Raw genomic sequence first — 26,302 nt, forward strand, 5'->3', positions numbered from 1 at the left:
TGTATAACTATATTATACAATATATAACACCATAATGGTATATTAAAGTTTTTTTTGTTGATTTATCAAGTGTTATAATGTCGCTAGTGTCCAATAGGGTATATTATATAAATAAAAGTTGTCCCTTATTTGTCCCCCGGGGATTAATGTAAAATTAAATTTATTTTACCATTGACAGTCGCCCCGATTAATGGTATAATATAAATATAGAAAGGAGGAAATGTGATGGAAAAAATAATAGCTTTAACAATCTCAGTTCTAACAATTAGACAACTGGTTCTCCTAAATCAAAAGTCTAAGCTAGAAATAAAAAAGCTAAAGCTAGAAATAAAGAACTTGAAGAGAAGGGAATAACCCTTCTCCGGTTCTATACTTAAATTTTATCACATAAAATAATTATGTTCAAGTATGTAATATTAGCGATACTTATTTGTATAGTTGTTTTATCTATACAGCTTTTACTAAAAAAGAGAATCATTAAAAAATTAAAAAAGGAGAAAAAAGAATTATGCAAAACGAAGAACGATTAGCTAAAGTACAATTTTCTAAAAATGGTCAAGGCTATAGAACCACACGCATAGCCTTACCTATACCGTGGATTGATGCACTTGGTATATCAATCGATGATAGAGATATACGTCTATTATTTGATAGAGAAAACAAAAAAATTGTAATTAGAAAAAAATAATGAAAGGAGGAAAAATAATGAAATACTATAATAGGAATACAGACACACTTTTAGATGAAACTGAATATATTGAGCTAATTGAAAAAGAAGCAAAAGAATTATATCCGGAGTATTTAGAAAATACTCCGGAAGATGAAGATCCTATGGATTTCGATACGTACAAAATGAAACTTATCGAAATGGAAAGCGACTTTGAAGTTATAGAAGAGTAGGCAAACGCCTACTCTTTTTTTTCTGCAAATTTGTAAAAAAAATAAGGGTGGCATTTAGCCACCCTTTACTATTTATATCTTCCATCCGAGAAACTGCTTACAAGCTTCTTTGGCTGTATCTGCTCTTTCTTTACCTAAATCGCCAATATAGACAATATCCCAATCTTTGTGTTGTTCGTTTGGTAAATCTTTGTTGTTGTCTTTAAAGCAAGGAACATTTAATTGTTGAGCTATGAATTTAGCTGTAAGCTCATTGCCGTCTTTGTAATACATTACACACTTCTTTTTATTTGCCACTGGTTTACTCTCTCCTTTCACTTCCTTAGCTACACTGTCTTCAGATAAGTCTAGTATCAATCTTCTAGGTTTTTTAATCTCTTCTAGGAAGCTGTTCCATTTTGCGTTATTTGATCCAGCCATCATACCCGGACAAGATTTTCTGGATACATCATAATGTCTGCACACTCTAGCTTGCGGGTACAACCTTAACAGCTCTTTAGTTAACTCTATAGTATTAAATAGTGTCTTACTGAAATCGCCATCAGAATTAACACACATTTCAACGCTTATTGAATTCTGATTCGTGCAGCCATTTAAAGCTGTACCACGTCCTTGATTATCGCCTACAGCCCAAGCTACTTGACTATCTCCAATTACTTGAATAATTTCGTGGTCATCCACGAAATAATGAGCTGAGCCGTAACGTGTTGCATTTTGAAGATATCTATAGTGAGCCATTGCATTTGCCCTTTCACCTGTATTTCCTGTATAGTGAATTACAATAAACTTAATGTTGCTCTTTGGTCTTGACCCACCTATCTGCCTGTGGTTACTTATCTGCTTATACTTAAATGCTACCATGTTTTTTACCTCGCTTTCTTTATTCTTAGCCACTGTATCATATTTATCTAGCTTATACATCTCAATCAATCCTACTAACTGATTAACATATCTCTCCCTTGCGGTCGCATATGGATACTTACCTGATATCAATCCCTTACAAGCTTTCTTATAGTCAGTTTCGCCGATGGTTCCTTTATAATTTTCTTCTCGCCAACCCTCGTGAAAAAATTTAGCATGATCAACAAGAGATTCTTGCCAAGTACGGTACTTCCTGAAAGCTGCATCGATATAATATTTCTTACCTGAATCATCATATTCAGCAGTTTTAACTGTGTATCTTTCACCTTTCCAGTCATCTTTTGCTTTAATTCCAAATAGGTTATTGGCTTTCGTGGCTAACTCGGATTTACCCCAACCGCTTTCTAAGCAAGCCTGAGCAATAGTCACAGAGGGTAAAATTTTCCCCTCATACCACCCAGCAATTGCACCATCTTTGACTTTTTCAATAAATAGTTCTTGTTCTGTCATTTTCTATCACATCCTTTCAGCATTAAAATAAAAGCAAGGAGGTAGCAAATCGCTACCCCCATTATTTCCCTATTCATTTTTATCCCTCAACTGTTCCAGCGTTTTAGCCAAAATTGATGGATATTTAACTCCTAATTTACCACCATTTTCTAATATACTAAGACCTTCGTTAGCTATATAAAAAAAACACGTTGCCATTCTAATCACTTGATTGTCTATACCTACTAATCTGTCAAGTTGTACAGCTAATGCTACCATTAAAAATATTATTATTTTCTTGGCAATTCCTCTAAATCCAACTTTTGAGTTTAATTTATTGTTATATGCGGCCGATAACATTCCACTTGCATAATCAACTATTATAAATATTAATAGCACCTGAAAGGTTTTATCCCAACCACCGAACAGAAATCCAGTTAAACCACCGCACCCAGCAGCACCAACCTTTAAAAATTCCATTGCTTTATTCATTTTAAACACACCCTTTCTATATTCGAATATAAGAAAAGCATTGATATCTAGTACCTTAAAACGCTTAAAATCGATTTTAGAGCGTCTATTTTTCTAGTAATTTCAATGCTTTTGATAACTTTTTTTCTAAATCATCTATTTTTTTATTAAGCTTCACATTTTCATCTTTAAGTAGATTTATTTCAGATTCAATATTGTCATTTCTTTTGATTTCTTCTTGTAAAGCAACGTGAAGCATTGACATATAAGAATAAATATTAACGCCATATTTACCGCCATATTTATTTACAAGATATTTTTCAACTTTTTCAAACTTTAATAAATTTTGTGCAACAACTGAAATGCTATCAATTCCAAAATCTTTATAATCATATGTCGCTATTCTAGCATTTTTTACAAAATTCATGATATCGTCAACATTTAAGTGTTCAATCTCATGTTTTTTATTTTCACGAAAAACAAAATCTGAATCTAAATATTTAACATTTTCTTTTAAGCTAATATCTGATAACGGAGACATAGCAACTGTTTTAACCCACCCGGCGGTTATCAGTGCGTTTGATGCCTCTAATCTGTATGTTCCAGAATTAGACGTTGAACCGGCTGGGTGCGTTTCATACCACGAATCTTTGTAAATCGCAGCTGCGAATCCGTCAGTATAAAAATCAATTCGATTTGATTTTCTAACATTAATATACGTATCCGCATCGGCTTTTAGTCTAACCCCGTCATAGTTGGTGTCAATCTGTTTGCAGTTATTTGAGCCGGCCGTATAACCCCTCTCTAAAACAATTCTTTCATTTGTTCCAGGAGTAAGTATATCCGTGTTGATTGCTCCGGTTTCAATCATATTTGATTTTATAGTAGGTATTATCGCCCTGCCATCTGCACCAAGCTCTATTCGTTCACCAAACTTATGACCTAATACAAATCGCCCATCTGTTGTGAACATCCAATATACCTTACCCTCATTTAACCCAATTAACCCACTGAGATTCGTCCAATAGCCGTTGAAATTTACCCTTACGTTTTTGCCTACATACACACCGGTTTTACTGCTTGATGTTACCGAACTTTCGCCAACGAAAAGTTCAGGAGTATATACATATTTCCCTGATATTTCTGTAGCGTTATTACTCCACTGTTTTAGCGATTCCGGAAGTTCGGCAAGTGTACCATCTTTACCAGGCGCTCCCCTGTCACCTTTAGGGCCTAGCATATCCTTGCCGGTTGCAGGCACCCAATCAGTGTCATCAGATATCGGCTCTTCTGATATTATAAGATTTTTGATACAAAATGGGATAGAGTCACTATAATTAAAGAGTGAAATACTTGTGTAATCTGGTGTATACGTTACAGTAAAGTCCCCCTTAAATGTTTTCCAATCGTCAGATTTCGCATCAAGTTTATTAGTCATTTTTAGAGGAATAGTTGTACTGACAGCATTTGGGTGCTTGAGGTAAACAAAAACATCGCAATGCCCTTTAGCAGTGAATTTAAAATAATATTTTTTCTGTTTATTAATTTTTTTTGTGATATATTTAGCGGGAGTGCCGAAGGCAGTTATTTCAAAATACTTTTCATCGGTTCCAACAACTTTACTTTTCGACACATCCTCAATCAACCATGTGTTATAAATTGGTTCTTCTGTATCCGTAAAACGACCGTTATGCTGTTTATTAAATCCCTCTTGCCTTGTAAAATCCCCATATTCTATTAGATTGGGTACAAAGCTTTTACCATCTTTGCCATCCTTTCCAGCAGCCCCAATTAAATCCTCACGAGATGGAAACCACTCGTCGTATTCCGTCAATTGAGTGTCTGATATTATAATATGATCTATAACAGCCGACTTTGGATTGTTGCAATCAATTTGAAACGAATAGTGGTCAACATTTGAAGTAGTTGTAAATGAAAATATCTTTGTTTTAAAATCGTCGTCATCAAAGCTTATTAAATTCTTGTAAGAACTGAATGAGTTTTCTGTTTCGTAATCCATCCTATAAATAGTAAATTTACCCTTCGCTCTAATTTTGAGATAATACTTTTTGTTGGATTCAAGCATTATGTGTTGATTTAGTTCGGGTCTACCATTTAATGTCAGTGTTTTTGATTTTTCATCTATTACCACATTCGATGCATCTCCGGAATCGGGAACCCAAACATTATATTTTTTCTCTGTGCTAAAATCTTTATTTGATACGCATTTTTTGCTGCTAAAATCTGAGCACGATATTAAATTATATCTAAAGCTTTTACCGTCTTTGCCATCCTTACCTTTTAAAGCATCTAGTAACTCTTTTTCAAGTGCATCTTTGCTAAGTGTTCCATTACCAAATTGCAACTTTTCACCGTCAAACTTAAGTAAAAAATCTTGGTCATTTCGTCCAATTAAAAAAGTGCCTCGTGTTAAGTCAAACTTAACAAAGCCACCTTTTAAAATTCCTGTTGTTATCCTATTAGCCACTATAGAACCATCCATAGTTATTGCAGTTTCGTACGGACCAATATATCCGTTATTGCTATAAGCTAGTCCATTGAGATTCCAACGCCATACTTTTTTAGCTGTTTTCATATCGGCTGTATCCATTATTAACAATTCATCCTTGCGTTTTACTACATGACCATTCAAGGCGTTGTTAATCATTTCAGTGGCATTTTTAACAGCTTCGTTTATAGCATCATCAACGGGTGGTATACTATCTATTTTTTTCATAATTTCATTGTTCGATGAAACAGCTGACCCACTCATGGCTTGTATACCATTCTGACCCAGCGTTATAGTATTGGCTTGTGGATTCATCATATCGATTACTAGTTCGCTAACTGGAAACACCTTGTCAAGTCCATTAGGTTTAGATATAACTCTTACTTCATCGAGCAACTCTATTTGTTCAATGTCGACATTAACCATATGTAAATCTATGGCTTTCACTTTCAAAATGACATTCTCGAACTGAATACTTTTTAAGTACTCCTCACCTTTATTCTTTAGTATTATTGGTTTATGCACATTATCCCAAGTTACAGTTTTAAAAATCCAACCGTATGTATCTACTGCTGATTTGCTTGCGACATAATCAAGATTGTTATTGACCGACTTTATAGTCAATCTCTCTTCTAGCTTTTTTATACTACTTTCTTCTAATCTTGCACCCAGTGGAATTACAGCTGTTACAATCTGTGTAGCATCTATATTTTTAGTAAAGTCGAGTAAATTCGTACCAAATTCTATCACCTGTTTATTAGTTCTAGGATAGTCTTTTAAGTAGTCTAAGTACTTGGTATCTCCCTCAAACCTAACCCTTAGATGTCCTCCGTATTTATCTACCAAATCTGTCTTAATGACCTGTAATGTTGTTTCCCAGTTGGTATATTTGTATATGCTGTCATTGTCATCGTGAACAGTAACCATGCCTATTTTGAATTGTAATCTAGGGTCTGACACCTGTTGATTGTGGTAGTTAATCAGTGTTTCAAGATAGGATCTAATCGTCAAATTATGATATTCAGCTGGTCTTTGAATACTATCATTTAAGTATGCCAATGCTCCTTCACACATCACTTTTTTACAGTTTTTGAAATCTATAGTTTCATCAATCGGCCTACTTGCAAATATAGTTTTTTCACCCGACGTAACTTTTATCTCCGATTTCATTTTTCTTATTTTGTTATATATGAAATGGTCCGGTAGTATTGAAAATTCAATAGTACCAGCGTTATTATCCTGGAGTTTTAGAACAGGTGATACTAGAGTTGTATCACCCGACAAGTCAAATATTAACTCATTGTCACAATATATTTTATACACATTACTCCCCCTCTCTTCTTATATAGATTCATTTCTGTAGGTAAAGGTCGCTACACCTTCACCATAAATAATAAAGTCGTTATAACCAGGGTCTAATTTGATGTGTCCATACTGTGTATCAGTGGATGTAAGATTATACTTAACTAAATCACCAGTGGCGTTTATCGTTCCTACCCCAGTGAACTTAACCAAAGGGCAAACGGGTACACGACCGTCATACTTAATACGTATACTATGTTCTTTACTACCCGATAAATTATGAGTTGATTTTTTTGTATCAACGCTCAAATAGTAAGGATATGTTTTTTTACAACTTATATTAAACGCAAATATCGTACCATCTACCATAGTTGGCTCGCTTACTGACCATCTTCCACGTAAAACCTCATTAGGTCTATCTGGTTCTTCAACTTCACGAATTTGACCATGTAGATACGATACAATATAATGGTATTTTTTAATTCTATCTTCGTATGTCCCATTTACCCCCATAAGTGTAAATTTAACTTCTCTATCACTATATCTAATCCCACCCATGGACTCGATGAGATCTAAACTACCGTTATGCCCTGGTATTTCAATCGTATACTCCTTAATCTCAGGTGGTGATATTTCTTTATGATTTAAGACCAAGCCCCAAGTGTCATATGTTCTATATTCACCAATTTTTAATTGTCTCACATCTTATACCCCCCTAGTTCTTAGATTATATCTGTGCCCTAATTGTGCGTCGATTTCATCTATCGTTTCACCTATCAACGTTTGTTTGTCGATATATAAATCTTTATTACAAGCCTTGACCACCTTGTCACAAGCTAACTCGATAGACTTAATAACATCGGATAGTGTAATACTTCCTACTGGTGATTGGTTATCAAATGTAGCTGTTAATTTACGGTCTAACGTCAAGCCATTTTGACCTGCTCCAACTAAATCTCCTACCAGTGCGTCCATAGGGTCTAAGGCATCATCGATATTATCAGATATACCTACACCTATACCAGCTGGAATATACTGTCCTACTTGATTAGCCATTACCCTTGATGGTGAGAATATTCCCAGTGCTTCTTTAGCCCTATCAACCAGTCCACCTAGTGCATCTTCTATCGTGCCGTATAAATAATCCACTGCATTACCTATACCGTTAGCAATACCATGAATTATATCTCGACCGATACTTAGCATCTTACCAGGTATACTTTTTACAGCTCCTACAATAGCATTTGCGACTTCTCTCATCTTACGACCCGCAATATTAATCATATCGCTACCCCAGCGTCCTAAATTGCTTATAGCACCCTTGATTGCATTCCAAACATTACTAGGTATTTTGGATAATATTCCAATAATACTGGACACAATTCTCTTAGCACTATTCATTCCGCTTTCTAGCATCTTGGAGCCCCATTGACCAAACTTTAATATTGATCCAGCTATCGCAGTCCAAAATTTTATAGGCAATTCGACAAATATAAATATTAGAGCGTCGATAATTGTCTTACCAATTTTCTTACCGGACTCTAACATATCCGCTCCCCATTTGGTGAATTTTTCACCCATCTCAGTGAAGAACTTACCTATCTTAGCTGGTATCTCGCTTATCCATTTGAATACTGCATCGACAGCATTTCTGAACCCATCGCAATTCTGATATAGCTTATATATTGCAACTCCTATACCTACTATTAATCCCACGATTAGGACAAATGGATTTGTCAATAATAGAGAGAATAAAGAACCAAATGCTCCTCCGACTGCACTAAGTCCATTCATTATGGCTGGCCATAATGTCACTAAATTACCTACCAACACTAGCATATTACCAATTCCCATAAGTAAAGGACCAATGGCTGTTACAATTGCTAAAATGCCTATTATAACTTTTTGCGTGTGAGGATCTAATTCGCCAAACCATTTAGCTAAGCCTTGTAGCTTTTCAGCTAAATCTTTCAGCAGTGGTCCTAACGAAGTTAAAAGTGTCTCACCCAGTGATATACCTGTATTCTTCAATGCGTTAAAGGCTTTTTTAGCTTTTGCACTTGGTGTATCTAGTGTTTCCAGTGCCTTAACTGTATTACCTGTTGAATTTCCCATTTTAGCAAGCTCATCATTGAATTCTTTAGTTCCCTTGCTCGCTAAAGTCAGTGCACCTGTTCCAGCTTCTGTAGAACCCCACAAGTTAGCAAATGCTGTAGTATCATTGTTAACTGATTCCATCAATATACCAAGTACGTCACCCAGTGATTTACCGCTAGCCATCAGTTCCCCAAAGCTCTTACCTGTTTTTTCTTTTAACACATTTGAGACCTCAGAACCATTTTTTCCAAGTTCATTAAGCATAGATTTTAAATAAGTACCTGATTCTCGAGTAGCTATACCGTTTTTAGTAAGGTTCGCATATGCGGCCGATAAGTTATCTATATTAACGTTATAGGCACTCGCAATAGGAATTACTTTACCCATACTTGACGATAATTCATTAACTGTTGTCTTACCGTCATTCTGTGTCTGAATAAGTTTGTCCGCAACATCTTGGGCGTCCTTGGCCTCTAGACCATATGCATTAATTATTGTCGTTAGTACGTCAACAGCATCTGATGTTTCCAAGAAACCAGCTTTAGCCAGCTTTGTGGCTGTACCTACGAAGTCGACAGCACTAGCGGTATCCACTGATGCAGATATCGCCTGATAAGTAGCTTCTGTAATCTCAGTCGCACTACGCCCTGTATCAGTTGAAAGTTGTAACATATCTTTACTTAATTTTTCCAACGATACCTTGGATGTATCTGCTACAGTTCCAACCTTAGCTACCCCATCTTGAAAGTCTGATGCTAATTTAGCTGAACCCGTAAGAACAGCACCGGTAACAGTTGATAACTTAGAAAATTCACGTCCTACATCTTGAACCTTGCTACCTACACCTTTCAACTTTTCTCCAAATGCAGCCACTTTTTGATAACCAACAGAGCCAAAATTTTTCTGTTCTTCAACTAACCCTTTTAGTTTCTGCTCAGTATTAACTATCTCTCGTTGTAAATCTCTATATTGTTCTTCAGTAGCCTTAGTTTCTCCACTATCAATTTGCTTCATAGCTGTTTTTAACGTGTCTAGCTTTTCTTTAGTTTGACCAATTGACTTAGTCAATAAGTCTTGTTTTTGTTTCAATAACGTAACATTACCAGAGTCTAACCTTAAGAGTGAGTTTACACCCTTTAACTCGCTCTGTAATGTTTTAGTTTTACTATTAACATCACCCAACGCCTTACTTAATTTTGTAGTATCACCTCCGATTTGTATTGTGATACCTTTAAGTTGTCCAGCCATTAGCTCGCTCCTTTCTTAAAGTGTGAACTTAATGCGTTCCTATCCGGCGTTGTTTGTTCAAGTCTAAAAGCATTATCAAGATATTCTCTTCCTTTCTCACTCTGATTCATAGAATATATAAACGCATCACGTCTATATATTAGATAGTCAACTATGCTTAATTCTTGAACTTCTACCATGTTCAAACCTGTGTATTCACTTACAAGATGGTCATCCCATGTTTCTATTCTGTAGTTATGTCCCGCACTATCTTCTAACGGATAGTACGGGATTTTAAGTTTTTTGAGTCTTGTATTTCACTAACAAATTCAATATAAGCTTGTAAAAATATAACTAAATCTTCCATGTCAAATATACTTTCTAATTTTTCGCCAGTTATATGTATATTTTGTTTATTTCTACTCATAACCTTAGCACATATTTCATACAAAGTGTTAATATCTTCAATGTCTGACTCGCCATTTTCTATATCGGTTAAGGTCCTAGATACGTTAACAATTTCGGTAAGTAGCTTCTTACTAGGTGTATATATGTTTAATTTTGTATTTCTTTTATCATTTAATATAATTTCTAAACTTGATTTTTTTAAACTATTAAAATTTAATGCCATCTTTATTTAATCCTCCATTTTTTTAAAAAAGCGGGTAACAATGTACCCGCCTATTACCTATATTTATGATTTTTCCATTTCTTCTACAAATGTGACTAATGTCCCTTGCTTATCTCCTGGTAGTGCCTTAAATTCAGCATCTATAACCGTTTCCTTATCTTTTACAAAAGCCATACTAAAGCCGTTCTGATTTTTACCAACAATTGTGACCCATATATCACCGTCAATTTTATCTTGATGATGGAAACAAATAACATACCTCTTGCCATCAATATTTCCTATACCACCTATCTTTACAGTCCTTAATTTCTTACTCTTATCCTCTGTAACTCTTGCAGTACTACAAAGTTTCCCCAATGTCTTGCCGTTCCATGTAAGAACTCCCGACTTAAGAGTAACCTCTTCTTCTGTAAGTATTGTTTTACTTATAAAACCAAGGTCATCTTTAACCTCGTAGAACGAAGGTTTATATTCGAGAGTTGCACCTCCCTGTATCCTTCCCAGTCTATTATTTTCTGTACAAATTGTAGCGTTGTCAGGTATCACATCACCCGTAAATTCTGTGCAATATAATGTACCTGATCCTAATCTAATCTTGTCAACATTTTCAGCCATATTATTCTCCTCTCTTATCGTAATACTCAAATGTATATATTGTTTGGTATATATTTTCGCTGTCTATCCAATAGCGTTCTTCTTTCTTCCACCCGTCAACCATATATTGGTAAGAATCATCTAATGTTTTTTCCAACTTTTCTATAACTTCACTGTCTATTGTAGGTTCGTATAATTCAAACGTAACCACGTGATACTTTAAAACCGGAACATCATCTGCCCCTTGTCTATCGTAATTATCGTGATAAACCACGTATGTACTCGTAGGTGGCTTTATAAATCTAGTCTCTTTGTACGTTTTATTTTTTGCAAAACCTGCCGATTTTAATATCTTATCGACCATGTTCTATCGCCTCCTTAAGAGCTTTCACATACTTATTTTCAACATCAGTGTATGCTTTTTTAACGAAATTAAAAGCTCTTGACCTTTTACCATTTCTCAACTGGTGACCATGCTCTAAAAGGTGTGTTAACCTGTAATCAGGACCATCAACATACCATACTTCTCCGTAAGATAATCCTACCGCACTATCTTTATCCAAATATTTTTTGGATTTGATATTATCTTTGTAATGCTTTTTACGCTTTCCCACTGGTGCAGTTGCCTTTGTCACTCGTACCAGTTCTTTCATTGCCTTTTTAGTTTCTTTCTTTACAGCGTTACCTACTACTTTTTTATTATAGTCATTCAATACTTTTTCCATTGTATCAACCAGTTCACTAGGATTTATTATAAAATTTGTCATTATTGGGCAACTCCTAGTAGTCTGACATTTTTATGCTTAAACATAAAGTCGTCATAATCTGATATATCGTATATATGGCCGTTGTAAAGTACTCTATAAAGCTGTGTATTTAAAGATATATCTTCTATATTCTTAAAATATCTAATATCAAAAGTTAATGTCTGCTTAGATTGAATGGCTCCTGCACTTAGGAATTCGTCACCTTTTTTAGATTTATTGATGTGTGCGTGTAAGGTATATATCGACCTCCATCTCTCTGTTTCTTCATCAACTTTTTGTATGATTATAGGTTTGTCGTAAATTTTATTCACGTTTACGCCTCCTTAGTTCCATTCGTAATTGTAGACTCATATCATCAACCAGTCGTCTAGTTGTTCCTTTAATAGTATTTGATTCAGCATTTCTGTTCTCATATAAGTCATTGATAATTATAAGCCCTAACTCCTTAGCTCTAGGATCGTCAACTGGATACTTCTCACCTATTGAGCCTTTTAAAATAGCATCGGCTGTTTTAATAGCTCGATGTAAGTTATCCTCGATTGTACTGTCCATATAATCAATTCCTATATAATTACAAGCTTCATCGATTGTTATATCTATCATCTTTTCAACTCCTTATATAAGCTGTTGGAGGCCCTATAAGGTACCTCCAAACAACATATTATTACTCTGCTGATGTAATGAATCCTCTTACAAAGGCATCCTTATCCCTTAAAGTAACATCTTCTCTCTCGATTGCTCTGTATAATGTTAGGTCTTCTTCAAAAGCATTTAAATCCCCTATTACAGCTGTTGTCGAGATATTAATAGATATAAGCTGTCTATCCCAGTAAACGATACCCTCTTCTAGATCTCCGACAAGAAATGGTATCTTCTTTTTGTCAGTTGGCATATCTGCATTAGGTATAACCTCAACAGGAATAGTGTTAGCTCCTACCTGTAATCCCATCTTCATTGTATCTCCTGGCATCGGTGCTAATAGATATCTATTAGTTGAGTCCTTAAGGGTATCTAGGTACTGTAGACCGTCATCATTAGTGATTATCCTAGCCGTTGGTTTAAATGCCTGACCAAGTGTTACGTTTAGAGCCTTCTTAATACCATCCAAGTTCTTAAGGTCTGTCTCTTCCTTCTTCTTAACTTCTTCTAGTATCAACTTATTAGCTGTTACTCTTGACTCATCACCCAACCATTCAATTATAGTGTTAGCTACATTCTGGTCGCTATCCGCCAACAATTCATTAGTAACTGGTAGATATCCTGCGTACTTTTCGATTTCGTAGCTTAGTCTTTCAAACTGAGGTGTTGATTTAGCTGTTATTTTTCCACCTTCACCAACTTTAGTGAATCCTGTCTGCTGTGCTCTCTTTTTAAAAGTTCTCTGACCTTTATTTGTTGTAACTTTTTCAACTGTGACAATGTCAAGTAGTGAGGCCTTAGCTGTCTTATATTCGTTTATTTTAGTCTGTATATCTTCCGGAACTATATAGCCACCGTCCGCTGGAACTCCTTCTGCTAACTTCCCAGCTTTCACAATGAAACCATTTCTAGCATCCTCTGCGAATTTTTCAATCGCTGATTTTTCAATCTTTTCTGTCTTAGCTGTCTTCATCTCTTCTTCGTTCGGTGTATTATCATTCTTAGATAAATTAAATAACCTTTCTTCTGCGTCATATTCCTTCTTCAATGCGTCGACCTCATCAAGTAATGCACTGGCTTTATCTAAATCCTTATTTTCTTCTCCCATAAAGAATTTAGCCTGTATTGTTTTTTCGTTAATTGCATTTAAAAGCTCTCTCATTTTCTTATTCATGTTAAATCTCCTCCTTAAAATTTGCATTTAAAAAAGATACTGCCCTTTCTAATCTCTTAGAAACATTAGTATCTTCATTAGTATTTTTATTTTCCTCTGTCGATTCTCCTGTTGATTCTTTAACTGGCTTTGTAAATCCTACGCTCTTAGTTGTACCAGCTCTTGGCTGTGCTGGAACTGCTACAAAAGATACTTCAAAAGCGTCTTTTGCTCCATCTAGTAGCATATTGCACCTTTTTTTACTGGTCTTGCCCTCTAGGTCTACATATTCGTATTCTCTTCCAGGCCAATGCCTACAATAGTCTTTCATATTGTCACATCCGCATATGCTACAAATCATCTTGTTAGCTACTGTCGATGTTGATACTTCTTTCTTAATACCACCTTTAATCTCAGCTATCAAGTCTTTGTTTGATTCAGTGACTACCATGTATATCTTAGCTACTAACTCTGTGTGTAATTCTCCTAAATCTGTAGTTTTATTAGGATTTTGCACTAACTCGGTGTCGTAGACTCTACCTATCTGATTATCTGCGTTACGCTTGTGGTCTTTTAACATAGTCTTACCGGGATATAATTTTTTCAAATCCTGTAGAGCCTTCAAGTTAAAAGGCATGTTGTTTCTGTCATCCTGCTCATTATCCGCCATAGTTACCTTGAATATAAAGACTTCCTCGGCCGTTAACTTAGTAAGAGTATATTTGTTAATCTTCTTCAAGTCGTCATCTGTAATCTCTAATGGCGATATACTTGACACCTTAGTAATGACTCCTGGTATAGCATCCGGATCATTGAAATTTAACTTTTCCTTATCCATTGTCTTCCTCCTCTCCTTCTTTTTTTGCGTCCTTCTTAGGGTCTTCACCCTCACTCGTATCCGTCTTAATATATTGAGTACCAGCAAGTTCAACCGGTATACTCGCACCATTTCCAAGTAGTTTATCCCCACCTGGTTTACTCTCCAAGTCTAGCATTGCCCTAGCCTCGTTAGGCGTATATATAAAGCCTGCTACACCTTTAGAAAGCGTATCAATTTGAGTAGATAAATCTGCTCTTAAGATTACATTAACATTAAATTTGACGTATAATCCACTCTCTATTTCTTCATGTGATAGTAACTTATACGTTATTTCTTCCTCATACTGTTTAATTATGTAAAGTAAAGTATCGACATAAAAACTCAACTGCTGTATCTCAGTGCTGGCATATGATGACTTTGTATAGTCACCTATTTGATATGGTTTAATTCCAAATGCACTAGCAATTTGTAAGGCTGTGTATTGTTTCACTTCGATAAATTGATTATCTGCGAGTTTTACATTAAGTGGTGTTAGCTGTGACCCTAACGGAATAGGTATAATATTTTCTATCCCTTCTTCTGATAGCTCACCCTTACTATACGACTCAATACCCTTTACAAATGCCTTGACGTTCTCGTCATTTAAATTACCTGTGTACTGTAATACCGCCTTAGCTGTAAATCCAGATTCGTACATCTTTTCAAGCAATTTCTGCGACTTAACTGCACCTGTAAGAGTTGTTTTTAGCTGGTCTTGAATTGGTACTCCCATCAAACCATCGAATGTGTTGCTTGTTCTGAAATGTAATATTTCTTCTGAGCCAAATTTAAAAGTCTTACCTCCACCAGTGTAAATATAGTATACATCCGGTTGAGCAGATAGAATTTTACCATCATCATACCAAACTTGAACATCTGTACTCGGTAAAATCCAAAGGCTTAGATTGTCTCCTGCACCTTGTATCCAAACGTAGGCGTTGCCGTAGTGATTGCGATTAAACTCCACAGTTGACCAGAATGTCGAAGCTGTCATATATGGATTAGGTCTATCGTGTAAAACTGTATATAAAGCATGGTCACGTACTGTAAATACACCGTTTTTATCAGTGTGTTTCAGTATTTTAAGTGGCAACTTACCGACTGATTCTGATAGCACTTTTAAACATGAAAAATATGTCGCCTCGCTAAGTGTATCTTTATTTGCACCATTATCAATTCCCAAGAACTTGTAAAGTTGATTTAACTCATTAGTACGCCTGGCGTTTTTATTTCTGATTCCTAATTTTAGAAATGTTTTTTTTAGTAAATTCAAAATATATGAGTCCTCCTTTCTGCGTTTATTATTCACGCTTATTTTGTTTTCCAACCCATCATTTCGAGATAATTATCCATTTCACTAGGTATATCGACAATAACTTCTTGCTTGTTTTTAAGTCTGCAAGCGTGGGCATCTACTATAGCATCGACTGGGTCAATACGTGCACATCTAGCCCCTGGTTTCTTATCGACTTTTACCTCGTCAAATGAGTTTCTAACAATAGTGGCATTTAAAAAAGACCAGCTCAAAAGCTCGTCATTCTTGTTATATTCTATATCTCCACTTTTAACTAATAGTTGTATATCCACTGTTGCATCATTTAGACTCTTACACGATTGAGTTATTAATACCACTGGACACCCAAATCCTTCCAAATCGGATAAGATGCCGTCTGCATTATGAGGGTCTATTCCTATACCTAAAAAAGTCAAATCATACTCTTCTTGAACTCGTTTAAGGTCTCTAATAATAAACTTATAGTCGTTTTTAAAGTCATTCAATCCACCTGTAACGGTGATTAACTCCATCTGCTCCCATATATCATATGGTGCTAGGTCTGTTGCAATATGTTCTTCTAATCGTCCTCTAGGCATGAATGAATGTGAGTATATATAATACTTCTCCTTGCCATCCTGGGTCGGTTCTGCAAACTCTAATGCGTAAGTTGTTAAGTCCCCGCCACTCGATAGGTCGAGGCCAACGAAACACGATTGACCCCTAAAATCTTCAAGGGTCCTATCTCCTGCACATTCTGACCACTTGCCAGCGTGAATGAATTGAATATCGGCATTTTGTACCCACATATTAAGACACTTGGTAATAAAGTCTCTTAAGTCACTCCCGCCCATATCCTTAGCTGTCTGAGCGTCGATTTTAAGAGTCTCAAATCGTTCAGGGTCTGCACTGATAAATGGATTAGCTTTAGACCAATTATTAGGGTCCCATATATCATCATCAGGATCTAAACAATAAATATCTACGAAAAAATCCTCTGCTGTTGCTGTTCCACGCAATATATTAATACAATAATCATCCATTTCTTTGCAAAACGAATTTAAATTATCACCCCTGGTCGTAATCATGGATACTAATGTTTCGGGTAGTGACCTAGTACCATTATACAGAGCCTTGTATATCTTGTTATCTCGGTGCTGGTGGATTTCATCAATGGATGAATATATACTTCTAAAACCATCTTCCAAACCTGCCTCACGACTCAATGCTTCAATGGTACAATTTGTATTTACCGCTACAACGGTTGACTTATAATCCTTGACCTCGAAATAGTCGCCCAAGTCATCATCGATTGTAATGAACTTACTCATTTCCTCCCAAGCTAATCTAGCCTGCCTTTTCTTCGTAGCCACTGTAAATAATTTACCATAATGATAACCACCGAATCCTGCTATATAGGTTCCAATAATACCATTCTCAAAAGTCTTACCATTCTGTCTTGCCATTGATTTATAACGTCTTCTAAACCGCCTCTTATCATTACTACACTTAAACCAACCAAATGTACATCCTAAATCAAACGCCTGTGAATCCAGTAGTTTAAGAGGTTTTGGTTCTTCACCTTCTGCAATGGTTAGGGTCTCTGCGAAGTCGATTATTTCATTTGCCTTAGCTGGGTTATAGTAATATGGGAACTTATCCGTTCTCTGATTATCCAGGTTATTTAGATGTCGCTTACAGGCTAGCCTGTGAAGTTCACCGCTTGGAACTTTTCCAGAAACAACGTCTCGTGCATATCGAGTAACACGGTCATTCAAAACTGCACTGCTCATTAAGTACCAGATGTCTTTTCAAACTTTTTAAATTTATTTTCTTTCGGTGCTTCTTTGTTGATTTCTGGAACTACCAGCTTACAGCGACTTGATATGGTTAATCCTAAATCGCTAGCACTTGTTCGACACTGTTTGAAATACCTATCCATCATGGCCGACCACTTCCAGCTTTTATCGGCATCATTCATTACTTCTTTTTTTCTAAGCTGCTTAACTACGTTCAAATAAAAATCATTGGATATAATATATCTAGCGAGTGCGTCGATATCGGTTTCGCCCATAATTTTTAATTTACCTAACTTCTCAGCTAGTTTGTCAAACTGCTCCTTTTGCTTTTTTGTTAAATAACTAGGTGCCTCAATTCCATCTGTAATTGGTTTTATTTCAGAGTCACGTCTGAATTTGATTTCATCTTTGGTAAGGTGTTTATTTCCCTTAGCTATAACTAATTCAATCGGCTGTTTATTTCTTCCCATATTCTCACCCCCTTACTATTAGTGTCATAAATAAAAAAAGGGACTTTTTGCCACGCTGTCCCCCCCTGTACCGTTATCCCCTAGAAACCTCTATAGAATTTATACCACCCCCTACCATCTTAGATGTTCATATCGCGACTTATAGCACGTTCGAACATAATCACCGATACTTTTATTGTGCAATGTGTCAATCTCTCTTAAAATGTCTTTTACGGCGTTTAAATCTATCATGCTTATCGTTGTGACATTGTTTACATAACAATTCAAGGTTATCATAATCAAGTCGTCTGTTCCAACCATCGTCCGTTTGAATAGGTTTAATATGATGAACTTCCGTTGCTATCTGTCCACAGACTTCACACTTGTATCCTTTATCCTGCATATAAGATTGAGATAGCACACGCCAGTCCTTAGAATTATAGAACTTAGTATACTTTGGTTCTCGCGTTTTATTATACTTTCTATTACTTCGCTTAACTGACTCTTGTCGTCTTAGCTCATTCTCCTTGGCTACCACATCACTACATACCCTGCAATAGGTACCCCCATATTGAATTAAAGCTCCACACCTGGCACATGACTTTAATAACACATCAATCCCTCCAATCCATATTTTCCACTAAATCTATAACCAACGATAAAAGGACCCATATATACAGGTCCTTCACGTTGATTATAATTTGTTGGGTGATGTTTGTTTATAGTGAACAACTTTCCCAATCGTCCACAATATCATTCTATCTCAATTTATAAGTTTTGTTAATGGCTAATTAGTATCAATTTACTGGCATTTTACTGTCATATATTACAAGTCTTGTTATAGCTTCTGAATACAATTTATACACGTGTCTTTTACCATATCCCATTTCATCAGCTATAGTATCCATATCTAGGCAATCTATAAAATATGATTCCAATATCTCGCAATATCTAGGATCATCTATCATATCTATTTGATTTATTATTTCACATTTTATACGCTCGCCCTTTTTAGTTAGTTTCTCAATCCTGTTTTCAAGATCATATTTATCTGCTATGATATCTTCTGTTGTTATAGGATTACCTTTTGGCATACTAGAATATGATGGTGATTTTGGATTTTTTAATCGTGATTCAGTCACATATAATTTATTTTTTAATCTTAATATACAAGCATTATTTTTTCGATAACGTTTAAGAAATATTTTTTTACTTTTAACTTTTTTTTGGATATCATCCACGTTTATCACCTCACTCTTAGCGAAAATATAAAGTATATCTAATTCCGTCAAAAATAACAAAATAACACAAAAAAACGCAACTCCTATATATATTTTTATTTATACTATATTTTTGCTTATATATACTATATATATTAAATATTATATTAAGTTAGTAAATATTATGTTATTATGTTATATTTAGAACAATAATGTAGTATTTACAAGGCTTATAGCATTTTTAAATATAACAAAAACTATAACAAAATCATAACAAAAACTATATTTTTTGTTATATATGTTTGTTTTATTTTTTTCATAAGTCAAAACGCTACCTTTAATTTTTGTTATATAACAAAAACTAAACACCTGTTTTTGTTATATTTTATCAGTTTTTGTTATCCACATTTCTATATCACCTGTAGATTTTGTTGCCTTTATATCTATAATTCTCTGATTTTTTGAGCCTCTAAATTGTAAAGAGATATCTTTTTGAGATTCTATAAATTTACCATCTACCACTACATCTACATATTTTAGCAACTCTATATCCTTAAAATTTTCATATGTATATCCAGTATAAATCCATATTGTTTTATCGCAATTTATAGTCTTTATAATTTTACAAATTTGAGTAACTACTCCCAAATTTTCAGGCTCTAACGGATCACCACCTAGTATCGTCAACCCCGATATATAACTTTTATCTAGTGCGGATAATAAATTAGATATAGTAGATAACGTGAATTTTTCACCATGATTAAAGTCCCACGTCTCCGGATTAAAGCATCCAGGGCACCGATTACGGCACCCAGATACAAATAGACTCACCCTAACACCTGGACCATTAGCTATGTCAGTGATGTTAATTTTGCTATAATTCATAGAGCTTATTCCTTATTTTATAAGTGTAAGACCCTATCGTCTATCTCTTGAGTACGCCCTTGATTCCAGAAATTTGACCCTAAGTACCCACAAGTACGACGCGTTACTGTCATCTCTTTTTGGTCAGTGTTACGACAATTAGGGCACTGCCAAATCAATTTCCCATGATGATCCTTGATGATTTTAATTTCTCCCTCAAATCCACACTTGTGGCAATAGTCAAATTTTGTATTGATTTCTGCGTACATTATGGTTTCATATATGTACCTTATCACTTCTAATACAGCTTCTAAATTATTTGTCATGTTAGGGACCTCAACATAACTTATTGCTCCTCCTGGGCTTAATGGCTGAAACTCTGACTCTAATCTTAGCTTATCAAATGCGTTAATCTCCTCTCTGACGTTCACATGATATGAATTAGTTATGTAATTTTTATCTGTGATACCTTCGATTATTCCATGGCGTTTTTGTAAACACTTTGCAAATTTATAAGTTGTTGACTCTAATGGTGTACCATACAAGCTAAAATCTATATTGGTAGCTTTTCTCCATTGCTCTGTAACTAGATTCAAAGTTTTCATTAATGCTATGGCAAATGGCTTACCTTTAATATCCTCTGTGTGACTCTTTCCTGTCATGTACTTAGTACACTCATATAATCCGGCGTACCCTAACGATATTGTAGAGTATCCATCATATAGCAACTTATCTATAGTTTCTCCTTTTTCAAGCCTTGCTAGTGCCCCATATTGCCATAGTATCGGTGCTACGTCCGACGGTGTACCTAATAATCTCTTATGTCTAGCCATAAGAGCCTTAAAGCATATTTCTAACCTATCCCCCAGTATATCCCAGAATTTGACAGTATCTCTATTTGAACTTAACGCTACGTCAACTAGATTAATTGTAACTACACCTTGATTAAATCTTCCATAATACTTCTTACCATACTTGTAATTTTTAGCATTAGCCAAATTCTTCGGTGTCCTATCTGGTGTAAGAAACGACCTACACCCCATACACGTATATACATCACCCTTAAGATTTCGCATTACTTTAGATGATATATAATCAGGAACCATTCTCTTGGCTGTGCATTCAGCAGCTAATTTTGTAATATGATAATATTCACCACTCGGATAAGCATTATTTTCATCCAAGCAATATATAAGTTTTGGAAATGCTGGTGCTATCCACTGTCCTACTTCATTTTTGACGCCCTTAATCCTTTGCCTTAGTACTTCGGCTATAATACAAGCTAAATCATCTCTAAGAGGACCAGGTGGAACCTCGTTTATATCCATGTATATGGTTACAAATGGAGCCTGACCATTAGTAGTCATCAAAGTCACCACCTGATATTGAATAGTCTGTACTCCGCGTCGTATATCATCGTCCACTAAATCTTCTATAAATCCATACCACTCTTCCGGAGACATTGTATTTTTTACATTCTCAAATTTTCTCAAATATTTTAGCCTCGTTTCTTGTACAAACGGTGCTAGATGTGCCAATGTTATACTCTGACCACCATACTGACTGCTTGCAACTTGGGCAATTATTTGCGTAGCTATATTACACGCTGTTGAAAAACAATGAGGTCTTTCAATCGTTGTACCCGATATAACTGTACCATTTTGTAACATATCCTCGAGATTTACCAAGCAACAATTATGAGTATGTTGTGCAAAATAATCCATGTCATGAAAATGTATTAATCCAGTGTCATGAGCATCTATTATATCCTTAGATAAAAACTTTCTACGCGATAAATCCTTGCTAATAGCACCAGCCATATAATCACGCTGTGTTGATATTATAGTAGGATTTTTATTACTATTTTCTTGTATAATATCTTCATTTTCACACTCTATAAGAGTTAATACTTCATCATCGATATTATTAGTTGCTCTTATCTTTTCCCTGTCATATCTATATCTAACGTAAGCTCTCGACAGTTCTGCTGTGCTAAATTGCATTAATACTTCTTCAACTACATCTTGTATATCTTCTACATTTAAAGAACTACCTATTTTATCAAATTTGTTACACTTATCTATAACTATGTCTACTAGTCCATCTATGTATGACTCACTTAGTTTTTCACTCTCTGATAGTGTGGTATTGGCTTTTAATATAGCTTGTTTTATTTTGCCATTATTAAATTCTACCTCTTTACCATTTCGCTTGATTACCAACATCTATTATTTCCTCCTTTATCTATAGAATGTAAGACGCCCATATTGATTTAATTATAGCTATCATTACAGACACAAATGCTATTGTACCTGCTCCAGCTATTAATAACAAAAGCATTGTTGATATTTTTTCACTTAGATTTCTCATGGTTACTCCTCCCGCTCTGTTTATACTTTTAAAAGCTCTTTTCTTAACTCATCTAAATCTCTTAAGAATCCTCTACCTTTCGATAAAGCTAAAACTAAACCATATAGATACTGATTGATTGACCAAGACCTTCTATCTGATTTCTCCGGTATATCTGTACGCCTTATATCGTCATAAAGAAAGAAACACTTCTTATCCATACTATTATTATTGAGACCCCACACTTGCCCTAACTCTGCAATAGTACCCAACGCATGGGATTTAATATTGAATATTATTATGTCAGCTTTTTTAATTCTATCCGTATCTTGCTTTACTATTTTCTCCGCTAGTTTATTATTCTCCTCAACACTAACATTGGATTTATCATTTATCTCGGTATTCTTTCTAGCCGAATAATAATCAAATCCCAAATCGTCAAGAACGTCCTCTATCAATGATATTTCATGTTGAGCACCTGTGCTCATTATGTCGCTTGCTATGTATACAAATTTATTTTTCATTTTTTAATCTCCTTATTCAAATTCATTACAACAAAAACTATTTATGTTCACGTTTAATTTTGCCTCTAAACTACCTCTTAAAATATTTTCGATCCTATCGTTAATATATCGTACATCATCCATATTTATGTTACTTTCTAATAACATCTCGTGTATATATCCGTCTTCAAATACAAAGTCTAGATTGGTGCCTAGTTTATCGGCGAGATATATACAACCTGACTCTTTATCATAATTTTTACACCATCTACAACAATTATAAGAATCTGCCATCTACGTCCTCCGTTATAGTTTTTCTATAAAATACCTTTTGCCGTCACCCTTCTGAGTGGCTTTTTCTTCAAATCCAAACTTGTCAACAACTTCTCTATAGAATCCTTTTTTACCCGTTATATTACTCGTCTTTATTCCCGATAATTTACACCAATCTACAAATTCACTATACAAAACATCTTTAGGTTTATCCAACATATAATATTCAGTTAAATCTTGGTCTTCAATATATGTTAAAACTGTGGAATTATCTGTTTTATATTTATTAAGTGCCGATTTTACTCTTGCTGGCTCTGTAAATTTACCCTTAGTAATTAATCTCTTAACCCCTCTTATTGCCAAATTCAATAAGTAACTCAATGCTTCTTCGGTAGTTATTTTTTCACCTATAAGCGGATCATAATCTTCATCATCTGCCGTAAATCTAGCATCGAATGGTATCAAAATCCAACGTCTATAAAATCCGTCTGACTTATCAAACGACCTAGGAATAGCATTACAACTGTATATATGAGTTGCATACGGCTCTATTGTGTAGGGTCTTTCTCCCTTACGCTCAACCATAATTGAATTTCCTGAAAACAGTTTTTTTAACGTCCCCGTATCTTTGATAGTCACGTTATCTATATCATCACCAATATTAGCCAACTTATTTTCTAATTCTACAGTGTTAAATCTATCTGTTACTTTCTCTAGTGCTATTGCTGAAAAATTCCTAGCTCCTAAAAAAGTTTTTATTAAATCTAGTATTGTACTTTTACCATTAGATCCCCCACCATAGAATAAAAATGCTTTTTGGTATCTATTATGTTTAAGTAATGTGGCACCCAACATTTCTTCAAATAGGTTGATTACTTCTCTATCTGCAAGAAACACTCTATTTAACATCTTGTCTAAGTCAGCACAGTATGCAGATGGGTCATATACCACTGGTATCTGTGCAAAATCTATAATCGATTTATCAAAAGGTAAGCACTCACCAGTTTTTAGATTATACCTAGTATTTTTTGTAGTTATTATATAAGGGTACACTTTTAAATTCCTCCCGTTTATTTTTTCCATATCGTTTATGTATGCCACTATTTCGTTCCTCTGATTATTTTTAATCGCATATACTTTTTTGCGAATATATCTACCTAGCATTTCACACGGTATATAACAACCATCTTTATACTCATGAATACAATTATTATAGTTAATCAACGTATACTCTTCTATTAATTCTTCAGCTATTTCCACGTGGTTAAAATTGGCTTTTTTGATTTGTGCATTAATTTCTTCATCTGGTTTAAAAGCCTCATCTCTACAAATTGTCGCAATCTCTAACTCACTAAGAGGGTCGTCAAATATATAGTCGTTTATAATGGGTATAGTATCCCTTATTTCATCACGATTGAAACCTTTAGCCTGTAAATATACAATGTAATCAAACAGTTCTTGATTACGCCCCGAACCGTCACCCATACCTTTAAAGTTAAATTTGTTTGATGGCGATGATACAGCCGTTAGCCATTTAGGTACCTCTTGAATGTCTTTCATCTTGACAGGACGTATCCACTCCCTGACTTTTCCGTCTTGCTTTATTTTTACATATGCATTACGCCCGCCACTCTTACGGTCGCAATATAAACCTATGGCTAGTCGCTGTTTTATAAAATTTTTAGGGTCCTTATCAGATGCTTTAAACCAGCAGTGAATCCCCCTAGTGGTTTTCATAACCTTAGTTTTGAGTTGTAATGCGTCTATTATTTTTAACATTAACTCAGCGTCGCTAGTAGTATCAAAGTCTAACACAATGTAGCCCTTAGGTACCATCACTGCCACGTTATCAAACTCCATAGCCTCTTCCTTGGTATACGTACCCTCTCCGTTCTTAAAATCGTGAGTGGGCGTTTTACCATTTAATATGATATACTGCATTGTATCACCTCTTATTTGTGATTCTTAACCTGCTCTAACTCTATCACATCAAACGGTGATATATTAGTATTGTTATAATAATTTGGTTTAATATTTTCTACTTTTTCCATACTTACCTCCAAATTTTACCTGTACGCTTATCCTTCAATGCTATACGTCCTTCAACGTGAAAACCTGCCAATTCACATATACAAAATATAGCTGTTAATAGCTTCTGTAGTCTTTCCTCTGATCTAGCATCACTATCTACTTTTCTAATAGCCTCATATGCTGTTATGTCTTTACACCCCGACGCATTCAATTTATTCTTGTCCATATAGTCACCTTTAAATACCTATAATTTTACTAGCAATCATATCGGCTGTATGTGTAAATAATACATTGTGATATTTCTTGATAGCCCTATCATAATAATCCCACATTTTGGTTTCATATGCTCCCATGTGCCATCTTATACAAGCTACTTCTTCGTCTGTAAGTCTTAGGTGATGTTGCAGCATAATAATTGACTTTTCAGCATGACCTGGCATTATCTGATCATCATTATAAATATATTGTAATTGTTCAAAATCCCACTCATAATTATCACACTTACAAATATCATGGTACATTCCTATGATATAAGGGCTTTCTGGTCTTTCCCATTCAAGACTCAACTTCTCTGTCAATTCCACCAGCATCTCTGTTACTTTTAAGCTATGGTCAAATAATCCTCCCTCATAGTTTCCATGAAATCTGGTACTTGCTGGTGCTGTAAAGAATCCCATATCTATTAATATCTGCCTATCTATTCTTGTGTGAATCGGCATTATTTCAGTAAATTTTATTATTCTATCTCTGGTTTCCATTTTGTAACTCCTTCACTATATTTATAAATTCCTCTATCGTATACGGCGCATAGTGCACTCCATCGGATCGTTCTATTTTACGTTTATGTATAATCTGGTCATCCTGTAAATCATTTTTACCGACCTTTAATTCAAACGCTACAAAGCGACCATTTATACAAGTTACAAGGTCGGGTTTACCTTTACCAGTAAACCCATCCCCGAACTGATTAATATAATATATTTTTTGTTTTTTTAGATAGGCTATAGCCTTATCTTGTAACTTTTTTTCTGGCTTACCCATT

General features: G+C 34.9%; 31 protein-coding genes. 3 read left to right on the top strand and 28 right to left on the bottom strand.

Annotation, left to right across the window (positions count from 1 at the left end; genetic code table 11):
• Positions 1-222: 222 nt before the first annotated feature.
• The 3 genes from BM120_RS11220 to BM120_RS08920 all read left to right on the top strand — a co-directional run bounded on the left by BM120_RS11220 (position 223) and on the right by BM120_RS08920 (position 900).
• A complete protein-coding gene (locus BM120_RS11220) occupies positions 223-354 on the top strand; it encodes a hypothetical protein (protein WP_091995229.1) in 132 nt (43 codons plus the stop codon).
• Between the two features lie 154 nt (positions 355-508).
• Positions 509-688, top strand: coding sequence for a hypothetical protein (locus tag BM120_RS08915; RefSeq protein ID WP_091995232.1), 180 nt, complete (start codon positions 509-511; stop codon positions 686-688).
• Between the two features lie 17 nt (positions 689-705).
• Complete coding sequence (locus tag BM120_RS08920; RefSeq protein WP_091995235.1) at positions 706-900, top strand: hypothetical protein; 195 nt, start codon at positions 706-708, stop codon at positions 898-900.
• Between the two features lie 72 nt (positions 901-972).
• Here the strand turns inward: BM120_RS08920 and BM120_RS08925 are convergent, their stop codons facing one another.
• The 28 genes from BM120_RS08925 to BM120_RS09055 all read right to left on the bottom strand — a co-directional run bounded on the left by BM120_RS08925 (position 973) and on the right by BM120_RS09055 (position 26,301).
• Entirely contained in the window at positions 973-2,271 is a 1,299-nt protein-coding gene (locus tag BM120_RS08925; protein WP_091995238.1) for a glucosaminidase domain-containing protein, read from the bottom strand.
• A 69-nt stretch (positions 2,272-2,340) separates the two neighbouring features.
• On the bottom strand, positions 2,341-2,742 hold the full coding sequence (locus tag BM120_RS08930; protein ID WP_091995241.1) for a phage holin family protein: 402 nt from the start codon (positions 2,740-2,742) through the stop codon (positions 2,341-2,343).
• A gap of 85 nt (positions 2,743-2,827) precedes the next feature.
• The gene (locus tag BM120_RS08935; protein ID WP_091995244.1) at positions 2,828-6,553 is read right to left on the bottom strand and encodes a phage tail protein; all 3,726 of its coding nucleotides are present in this window, start codon (positions 6,551-6,553) and stop codon (positions 2,828-2,830) included.
• Positions 6,554-6,571: 18 nt separating this feature from the next.
• On the bottom strand, positions 6,572-7,234 hold the full coding sequence (locus BM120_RS08940) for a hypothetical protein (protein ID WP_091995246.1): 663 nt from the start codon (positions 7,232-7,234) through the stop codon (positions 6,572-6,574).
• Positions 7,235-7,237: 3 nt separating this feature from the next.
• Entirely contained in the window at positions 7,238-9,877 is a 2,640-nt protein-coding gene (locus BM120_RS08945; RefSeq protein WP_091995249.1) for a phage tail tape measure protein, read from the bottom strand.
• Positions 9,877-10,062: a hypothetical protein gene (locus BM120_RS08950; protein WP_330389448.1), complete on the bottom strand. Its 186-nt coding sequence runs from the start codon at positions 10,060-10,062 to the stop codon at positions 9,877-9,879. The genes BM120_RS08945 and BM120_RS08950 overlap by 1 nt, the downstream gene beginning before the upstream one ends.
• Before the next feature lie 68 nt (positions 10,063-10,130).
• Entirely contained in the window at positions 10,131-10,487 is a 357-nt protein-coding gene (locus BM120_RS08955) for a hypothetical protein (protein WP_091995254.1), read from the bottom strand.
• Between the two features lie 63 nt (positions 10,488-10,550).
• Positions 10,551-11,102 (bottom strand): hypothetical protein, encoded by a 552-nt coding sequence (locus BM120_RS08960; RefSeq protein WP_091995256.1) that lies wholly within the window; start codon positions 11,100-11,102, stop codon positions 10,551-10,553.
• Between the two features lies 1 nt (position 11,103).
• The gene (locus BM120_RS08965) at positions 11,104-11,445 is read right to left on the bottom strand and encodes a hypothetical protein (RefSeq protein ID WP_091995259.1); all 342 of its coding nucleotides are present in this window, start codon (positions 11,443-11,445) and stop codon (positions 11,104-11,106) included.
• Positions 11,435-11,848: an HK97 gp10 family phage protein gene (locus BM120_RS10760; RefSeq protein WP_143076534.1), complete on the bottom strand. Its 414-nt coding sequence runs from the start codon at positions 11,846-11,848 to the stop codon at positions 11,435-11,437. The genes BM120_RS08965 and BM120_RS10760 overlap by 11 nt, the downstream gene beginning before the upstream one ends.
• Complete coding sequence (locus tag BM120_RS08975; protein WP_091995260.1) at positions 11,848-12,159, bottom strand: phage head closure protein; 312 nt, start codon at positions 12,157-12,159, stop codon at positions 11,848-11,850. Before BM120_RS08975 ends, BM120_RS10760 begins: the two co-directional genes overlap by 1 nt.
• Positions 12,152-12,451, bottom strand: coding sequence for a head-tail connector protein (locus tag BM120_RS08980; protein ID WP_091995263.1), 300 nt, complete (start codon positions 12,449-12,451; stop codon positions 12,152-12,154). The genes BM120_RS08975 and BM120_RS08980 overlap by 8 nt, the downstream gene beginning before the upstream one ends.
• A gap of 61 nt (positions 12,452-12,512) precedes the next feature.
• On the bottom strand, positions 12,513-13,661 hold the full coding sequence (locus tag BM120_RS08985) for a phage major capsid protein (protein WP_091995266.1): 1,149 nt from the start codon (positions 13,659-13,661) through the stop codon (positions 12,513-12,515).
• A 1-nt stretch (position 13,662) separates the two neighbouring features.
• Complete coding sequence (locus BM120_RS08990; protein ID WP_091995269.1) at positions 13,663-14,478, bottom strand: hypothetical protein; 816 nt, start codon at positions 14,476-14,478, stop codon at positions 13,663-13,665.
• Complete coding sequence (locus tag BM120_RS08995; RefSeq protein WP_242941598.1) at positions 14,471-15,772, bottom strand: phage portal protein; 1,302 nt, start codon at positions 15,770-15,772, stop codon at positions 14,471-14,473. The genes BM120_RS08990 and BM120_RS08995 overlap by 8 nt, the downstream gene beginning before the upstream one ends.
• A 38-nt stretch (positions 15,773-15,810) precedes the next feature.
• Positions 15,811-17,565 carry a terminase large subunit gene (locus BM120_RS09000; protein ID WP_091995271.1) on the bottom strand — a complete coding sequence of 585 codons (1,755 nt, stop codon included), beginning with the start codon at positions 17,563-17,565 and terminating at the stop codon, positions 15,811-15,813.
• The gene (locus tag BM120_RS09005; RefSeq protein WP_091995273.1) at positions 17,565-18,041 is read right to left on the bottom strand and encodes a phage terminase small subunit P27 family; all 477 of its coding nucleotides are present in this window, start codon (positions 18,039-18,041) and stop codon (positions 17,565-17,567) included. The genes BM120_RS09000 and BM120_RS09005 overlap by 1 nt, the downstream gene beginning before the upstream one ends.
• Before the next feature lie 187 nt (positions 18,042-18,228).
• Positions 18,229-18,633 carry an HNH endonuclease signature motif containing protein gene (locus BM120_RS09010; protein ID WP_091995276.1) on the bottom strand — a complete coding sequence of 135 codons (405 nt, stop codon included), beginning with the start codon at positions 18,631-18,633 and terminating at the stop codon, positions 18,229-18,231.
• Positions 18,634-18,817: 184 nt separating this feature from the next.
• Entirely contained in the window at positions 18,818-19,162 is a 345-nt protein-coding gene (locus BM120_RS09015) for a DUF1492 domain-containing protein (protein ID WP_177187411.1), read from the bottom strand.
• Between the two features lie 456 nt (positions 19,163-19,618).
• On the bottom strand, positions 19,619-20,125 hold the full coding sequence (nrdG, locus tag BM120_RS09020) for an anaerobic ribonucleoside-triphosphate reductase activating protein (RefSeq protein ID WP_091995282.1): 507 nt from the start codon (positions 20,123-20,125) through the stop codon (positions 19,619-19,621).
• 17 nt (positions 20,126-20,142) lie between these two features.
• A complete protein-coding gene (gene nrdD, locus BM120_RS09025; protein ID WP_091995285.1) occupies positions 20,143-22,329 on the bottom strand; it encodes an anaerobic ribonucleoside-triphosphate reductase in 2,187 nt (728 codons plus the stop codon).
• A 19-nt stretch (positions 22,330-22,348) separates the two neighbouring features.
• Positions 22,349-22,474 (bottom strand): hypothetical protein, encoded by a 126-nt coding sequence (locus tag BM120_RS11225; RefSeq protein WP_278335341.1) that lies wholly within the window; start codon positions 22,472-22,474, stop codon positions 22,349-22,351.
• A gap of 20 nt (positions 22,475-22,494) precedes the next feature.
• Positions 22,495-22,977 (bottom strand): nucleoside 2-deoxyribosyltransferase, encoded by a 483-nt coding sequence (locus BM120_RS09030; RefSeq protein ID WP_091995288.1) that lies wholly within the window; start codon positions 22,975-22,977, stop codon positions 22,495-22,497.
• 12 nt (positions 22,978-22,989) lie between these two features.
• Entirely contained in the window at positions 22,990-23,250 is a 261-nt protein-coding gene (locus BM120_RS09035) for a hypothetical protein (RefSeq protein ID WP_091995291.1), read from the bottom strand.
• A 12-nt stretch (positions 23,251-23,262) separates the two neighbouring features.
• The gene (locus BM120_RS09040; RefSeq protein WP_091995294.1) at positions 23,263-25,170 is read right to left on the bottom strand and encodes a DNA primase family protein; all 1,908 of its coding nucleotides are present in this window, start codon (positions 25,168-25,170) and stop codon (positions 23,263-23,265) included.
• Between the two features lie 112 nt (positions 25,171-25,282).
• Entirely contained in the window at positions 25,283-25,486 is a 204-nt protein-coding gene (locus BM120_RS09045; protein ID WP_091995297.1) for a hypothetical protein, read from the bottom strand.
• Positions 25,487-25,496: 10 nt separating this feature from the next.
• A complete protein-coding gene (locus tag BM120_RS09050; RefSeq protein ID WP_091995300.1) occupies positions 25,497-26,018 on the bottom strand; it encodes an HD domain-containing protein in 522 nt (173 codons plus the stop codon).
• Positions 26,002-26,301: a hypothetical protein gene (locus BM120_RS09055; RefSeq protein ID WP_091995303.1), complete on the bottom strand. Its 300-nt coding sequence runs from the start codon at positions 26,299-26,301 to the stop codon at positions 26,002-26,004. The genes BM120_RS09050 and BM120_RS09055 overlap by 17 nt, the downstream gene beginning before the upstream one ends.
• Position 26,302: the final 1 nt, after the last annotated feature.

This window comes from Peptostreptococcus sp. D1 (assembly GCF_900112955.1).
Lineage (GTDB): Bacteria > Bacillota > Clostridia > Peptostreptococcales > Peptostreptococcaceae > Peptostreptococcus.

Excerpts from the sequence above, each read along its gene's own strand:
- BM120_RS08915 (WP_091995232.1), top strand. The coding sequence starts at position 509 with ATGCAAAACGAAGAACGATTAGCTAAAGTACAATTTTCTAAAAATGGT.
- BM120_RS08920 (WP_091995235.1), top strand. The coding sequence starts at position 706 with ATGAAATACTATAATAGGAATACAGACACACTTTTAGATGAAACTGAA.
- BM120_RS08925 (WP_091995238.1), bottom strand. The coding sequence starts at position 2,271 with ATGACAGAACAAGAACTATTTATTGAAAAAGTCAAAGATGGTGCAATT.
- BM120_RS08930 (WP_091995241.1), bottom strand. The coding sequence starts at position 2,742 with ATGAATAAAGCAATGGAATTTTTAAAGGTTGGTGCTGCTGGGTGCGGT.
- BM120_RS08945 (WP_091995249.1), bottom strand. The coding sequence starts at position 9,877 with ATGGCTGGACAACTTAAAGGTATCACAATACAAATCGGAGGTGATACT.
- BM120_RS08955 (WP_091995254.1), bottom strand. The coding sequence starts at position 10,487 with ATGGCATTAAATTTTAATAGTTTAAAAAAATCAAGTTTAGAAATTATA.
- BM120_RS08960 (WP_091995256.1), bottom strand. The coding sequence starts at position 11,102 with ATGGCTGAAAATGTTGACAAGATTAGATTAGGATCAGGTACATTATAT.
- BM120_RS08965 (WP_091995259.1), bottom strand. The coding sequence starts at position 11,445 with ATGGTCGATAAGATATTAAAATCGGCAGGTTTTGCAAAAAATAAAACG.
- BM120_RS10760 (WP_143076534.1), bottom strand. The coding sequence starts at position 11,848 with ATGACAAATTTTATAATAAATCCTAGTGAACTGGTTGATACAATGGAA.
- BM120_RS08980 (WP_091995263.1), bottom strand. The coding sequence starts at position 12,451 with ATGATAGATATAACAATCGATGAAGCTTGTAATTATATAGGAATTGAT.
- BM120_RS08985 (WP_091995266.1), bottom strand. The coding sequence starts at position 13,661 with ATGAATAAGAAAATGAGAGAGCTTTTAAATGCAATTAACGAAAAAACA.
- BM120_RS08990 (WP_091995269.1), bottom strand. The coding sequence starts at position 14,478 with ATGGATAAGGAAAAGTTAAATTTCAATGATCCGGATGCTATACCAGGA.
- BM120_RS09000 (WP_091995271.1), bottom strand. The coding sequence starts at position 17,565 with ATGAGCAGTGCAGTTTTGAATGACCGTGTTACTCGATATGCACGAGAC.
- BM120_RS09005 (WP_091995273.1), bottom strand. The coding sequence starts at position 18,041 with ATGGGAAGAAATAAACAGCCGATTGAATTAGTTATAGCTAAGGGAAAT.
- nrdG (WP_091995282.1), bottom strand. The coding sequence starts at position 20,125 with ATGAATTATAGCAAAATTAACATCACTGACATAGCTAATGGTCCAGGT.
- nrdD (WP_091995285.1), bottom strand. The coding sequence starts at position 22,329 with ATGTTGGTAATCAAGCGAAATGGTAAAGAGGTAGAATTTAATAATGGC.
- BM120_RS11225 (WP_278335341.1), bottom strand. The coding sequence starts at position 22,474 with ATGAGAAATCTAAGTGAAAAAATATCAACAATGCTTTTGTTATTAATA.
- BM120_RS09030 (WP_091995288.1), bottom strand. The coding sequence starts at position 22,977 with ATGAAAAATAAATTTGTATACATAGCAAGCGACATAATGAGCACAGGT.
- BM120_RS09035 (WP_091995291.1), bottom strand. The coding sequence starts at position 23,250 with ATGGCAGATTCTTATAATTGTTGTAGATGGTGTAAAAATTATGATAAA.
- BM120_RS09040 (WP_091995294.1), bottom strand. The coding sequence starts at position 25,170 with ATGCAGTATATCATATTAAATGGTAAAACGCCCACTCACGATTTTAAG.
- BM120_RS09045 (WP_091995297.1), bottom strand. The coding sequence starts at position 25,486 with ATGGACAAGAATAAATTGAATGCGTCGGGGTGTAAAGACATAACAGCA.
- BM120_RS09050 (WP_091995300.1), bottom strand. The coding sequence starts at position 26,018 with ATGGAAACCAGAGATAGAATAATAAAATTTACTGAAATAATGCCGATT.
- BM120_RS09055 (WP_091995303.1), bottom strand. The coding sequence starts at position 26,301 with ATGGGTAAGCCAGAAAAAAAGTTACAAGATAAGGCTATAGCCTATCTA.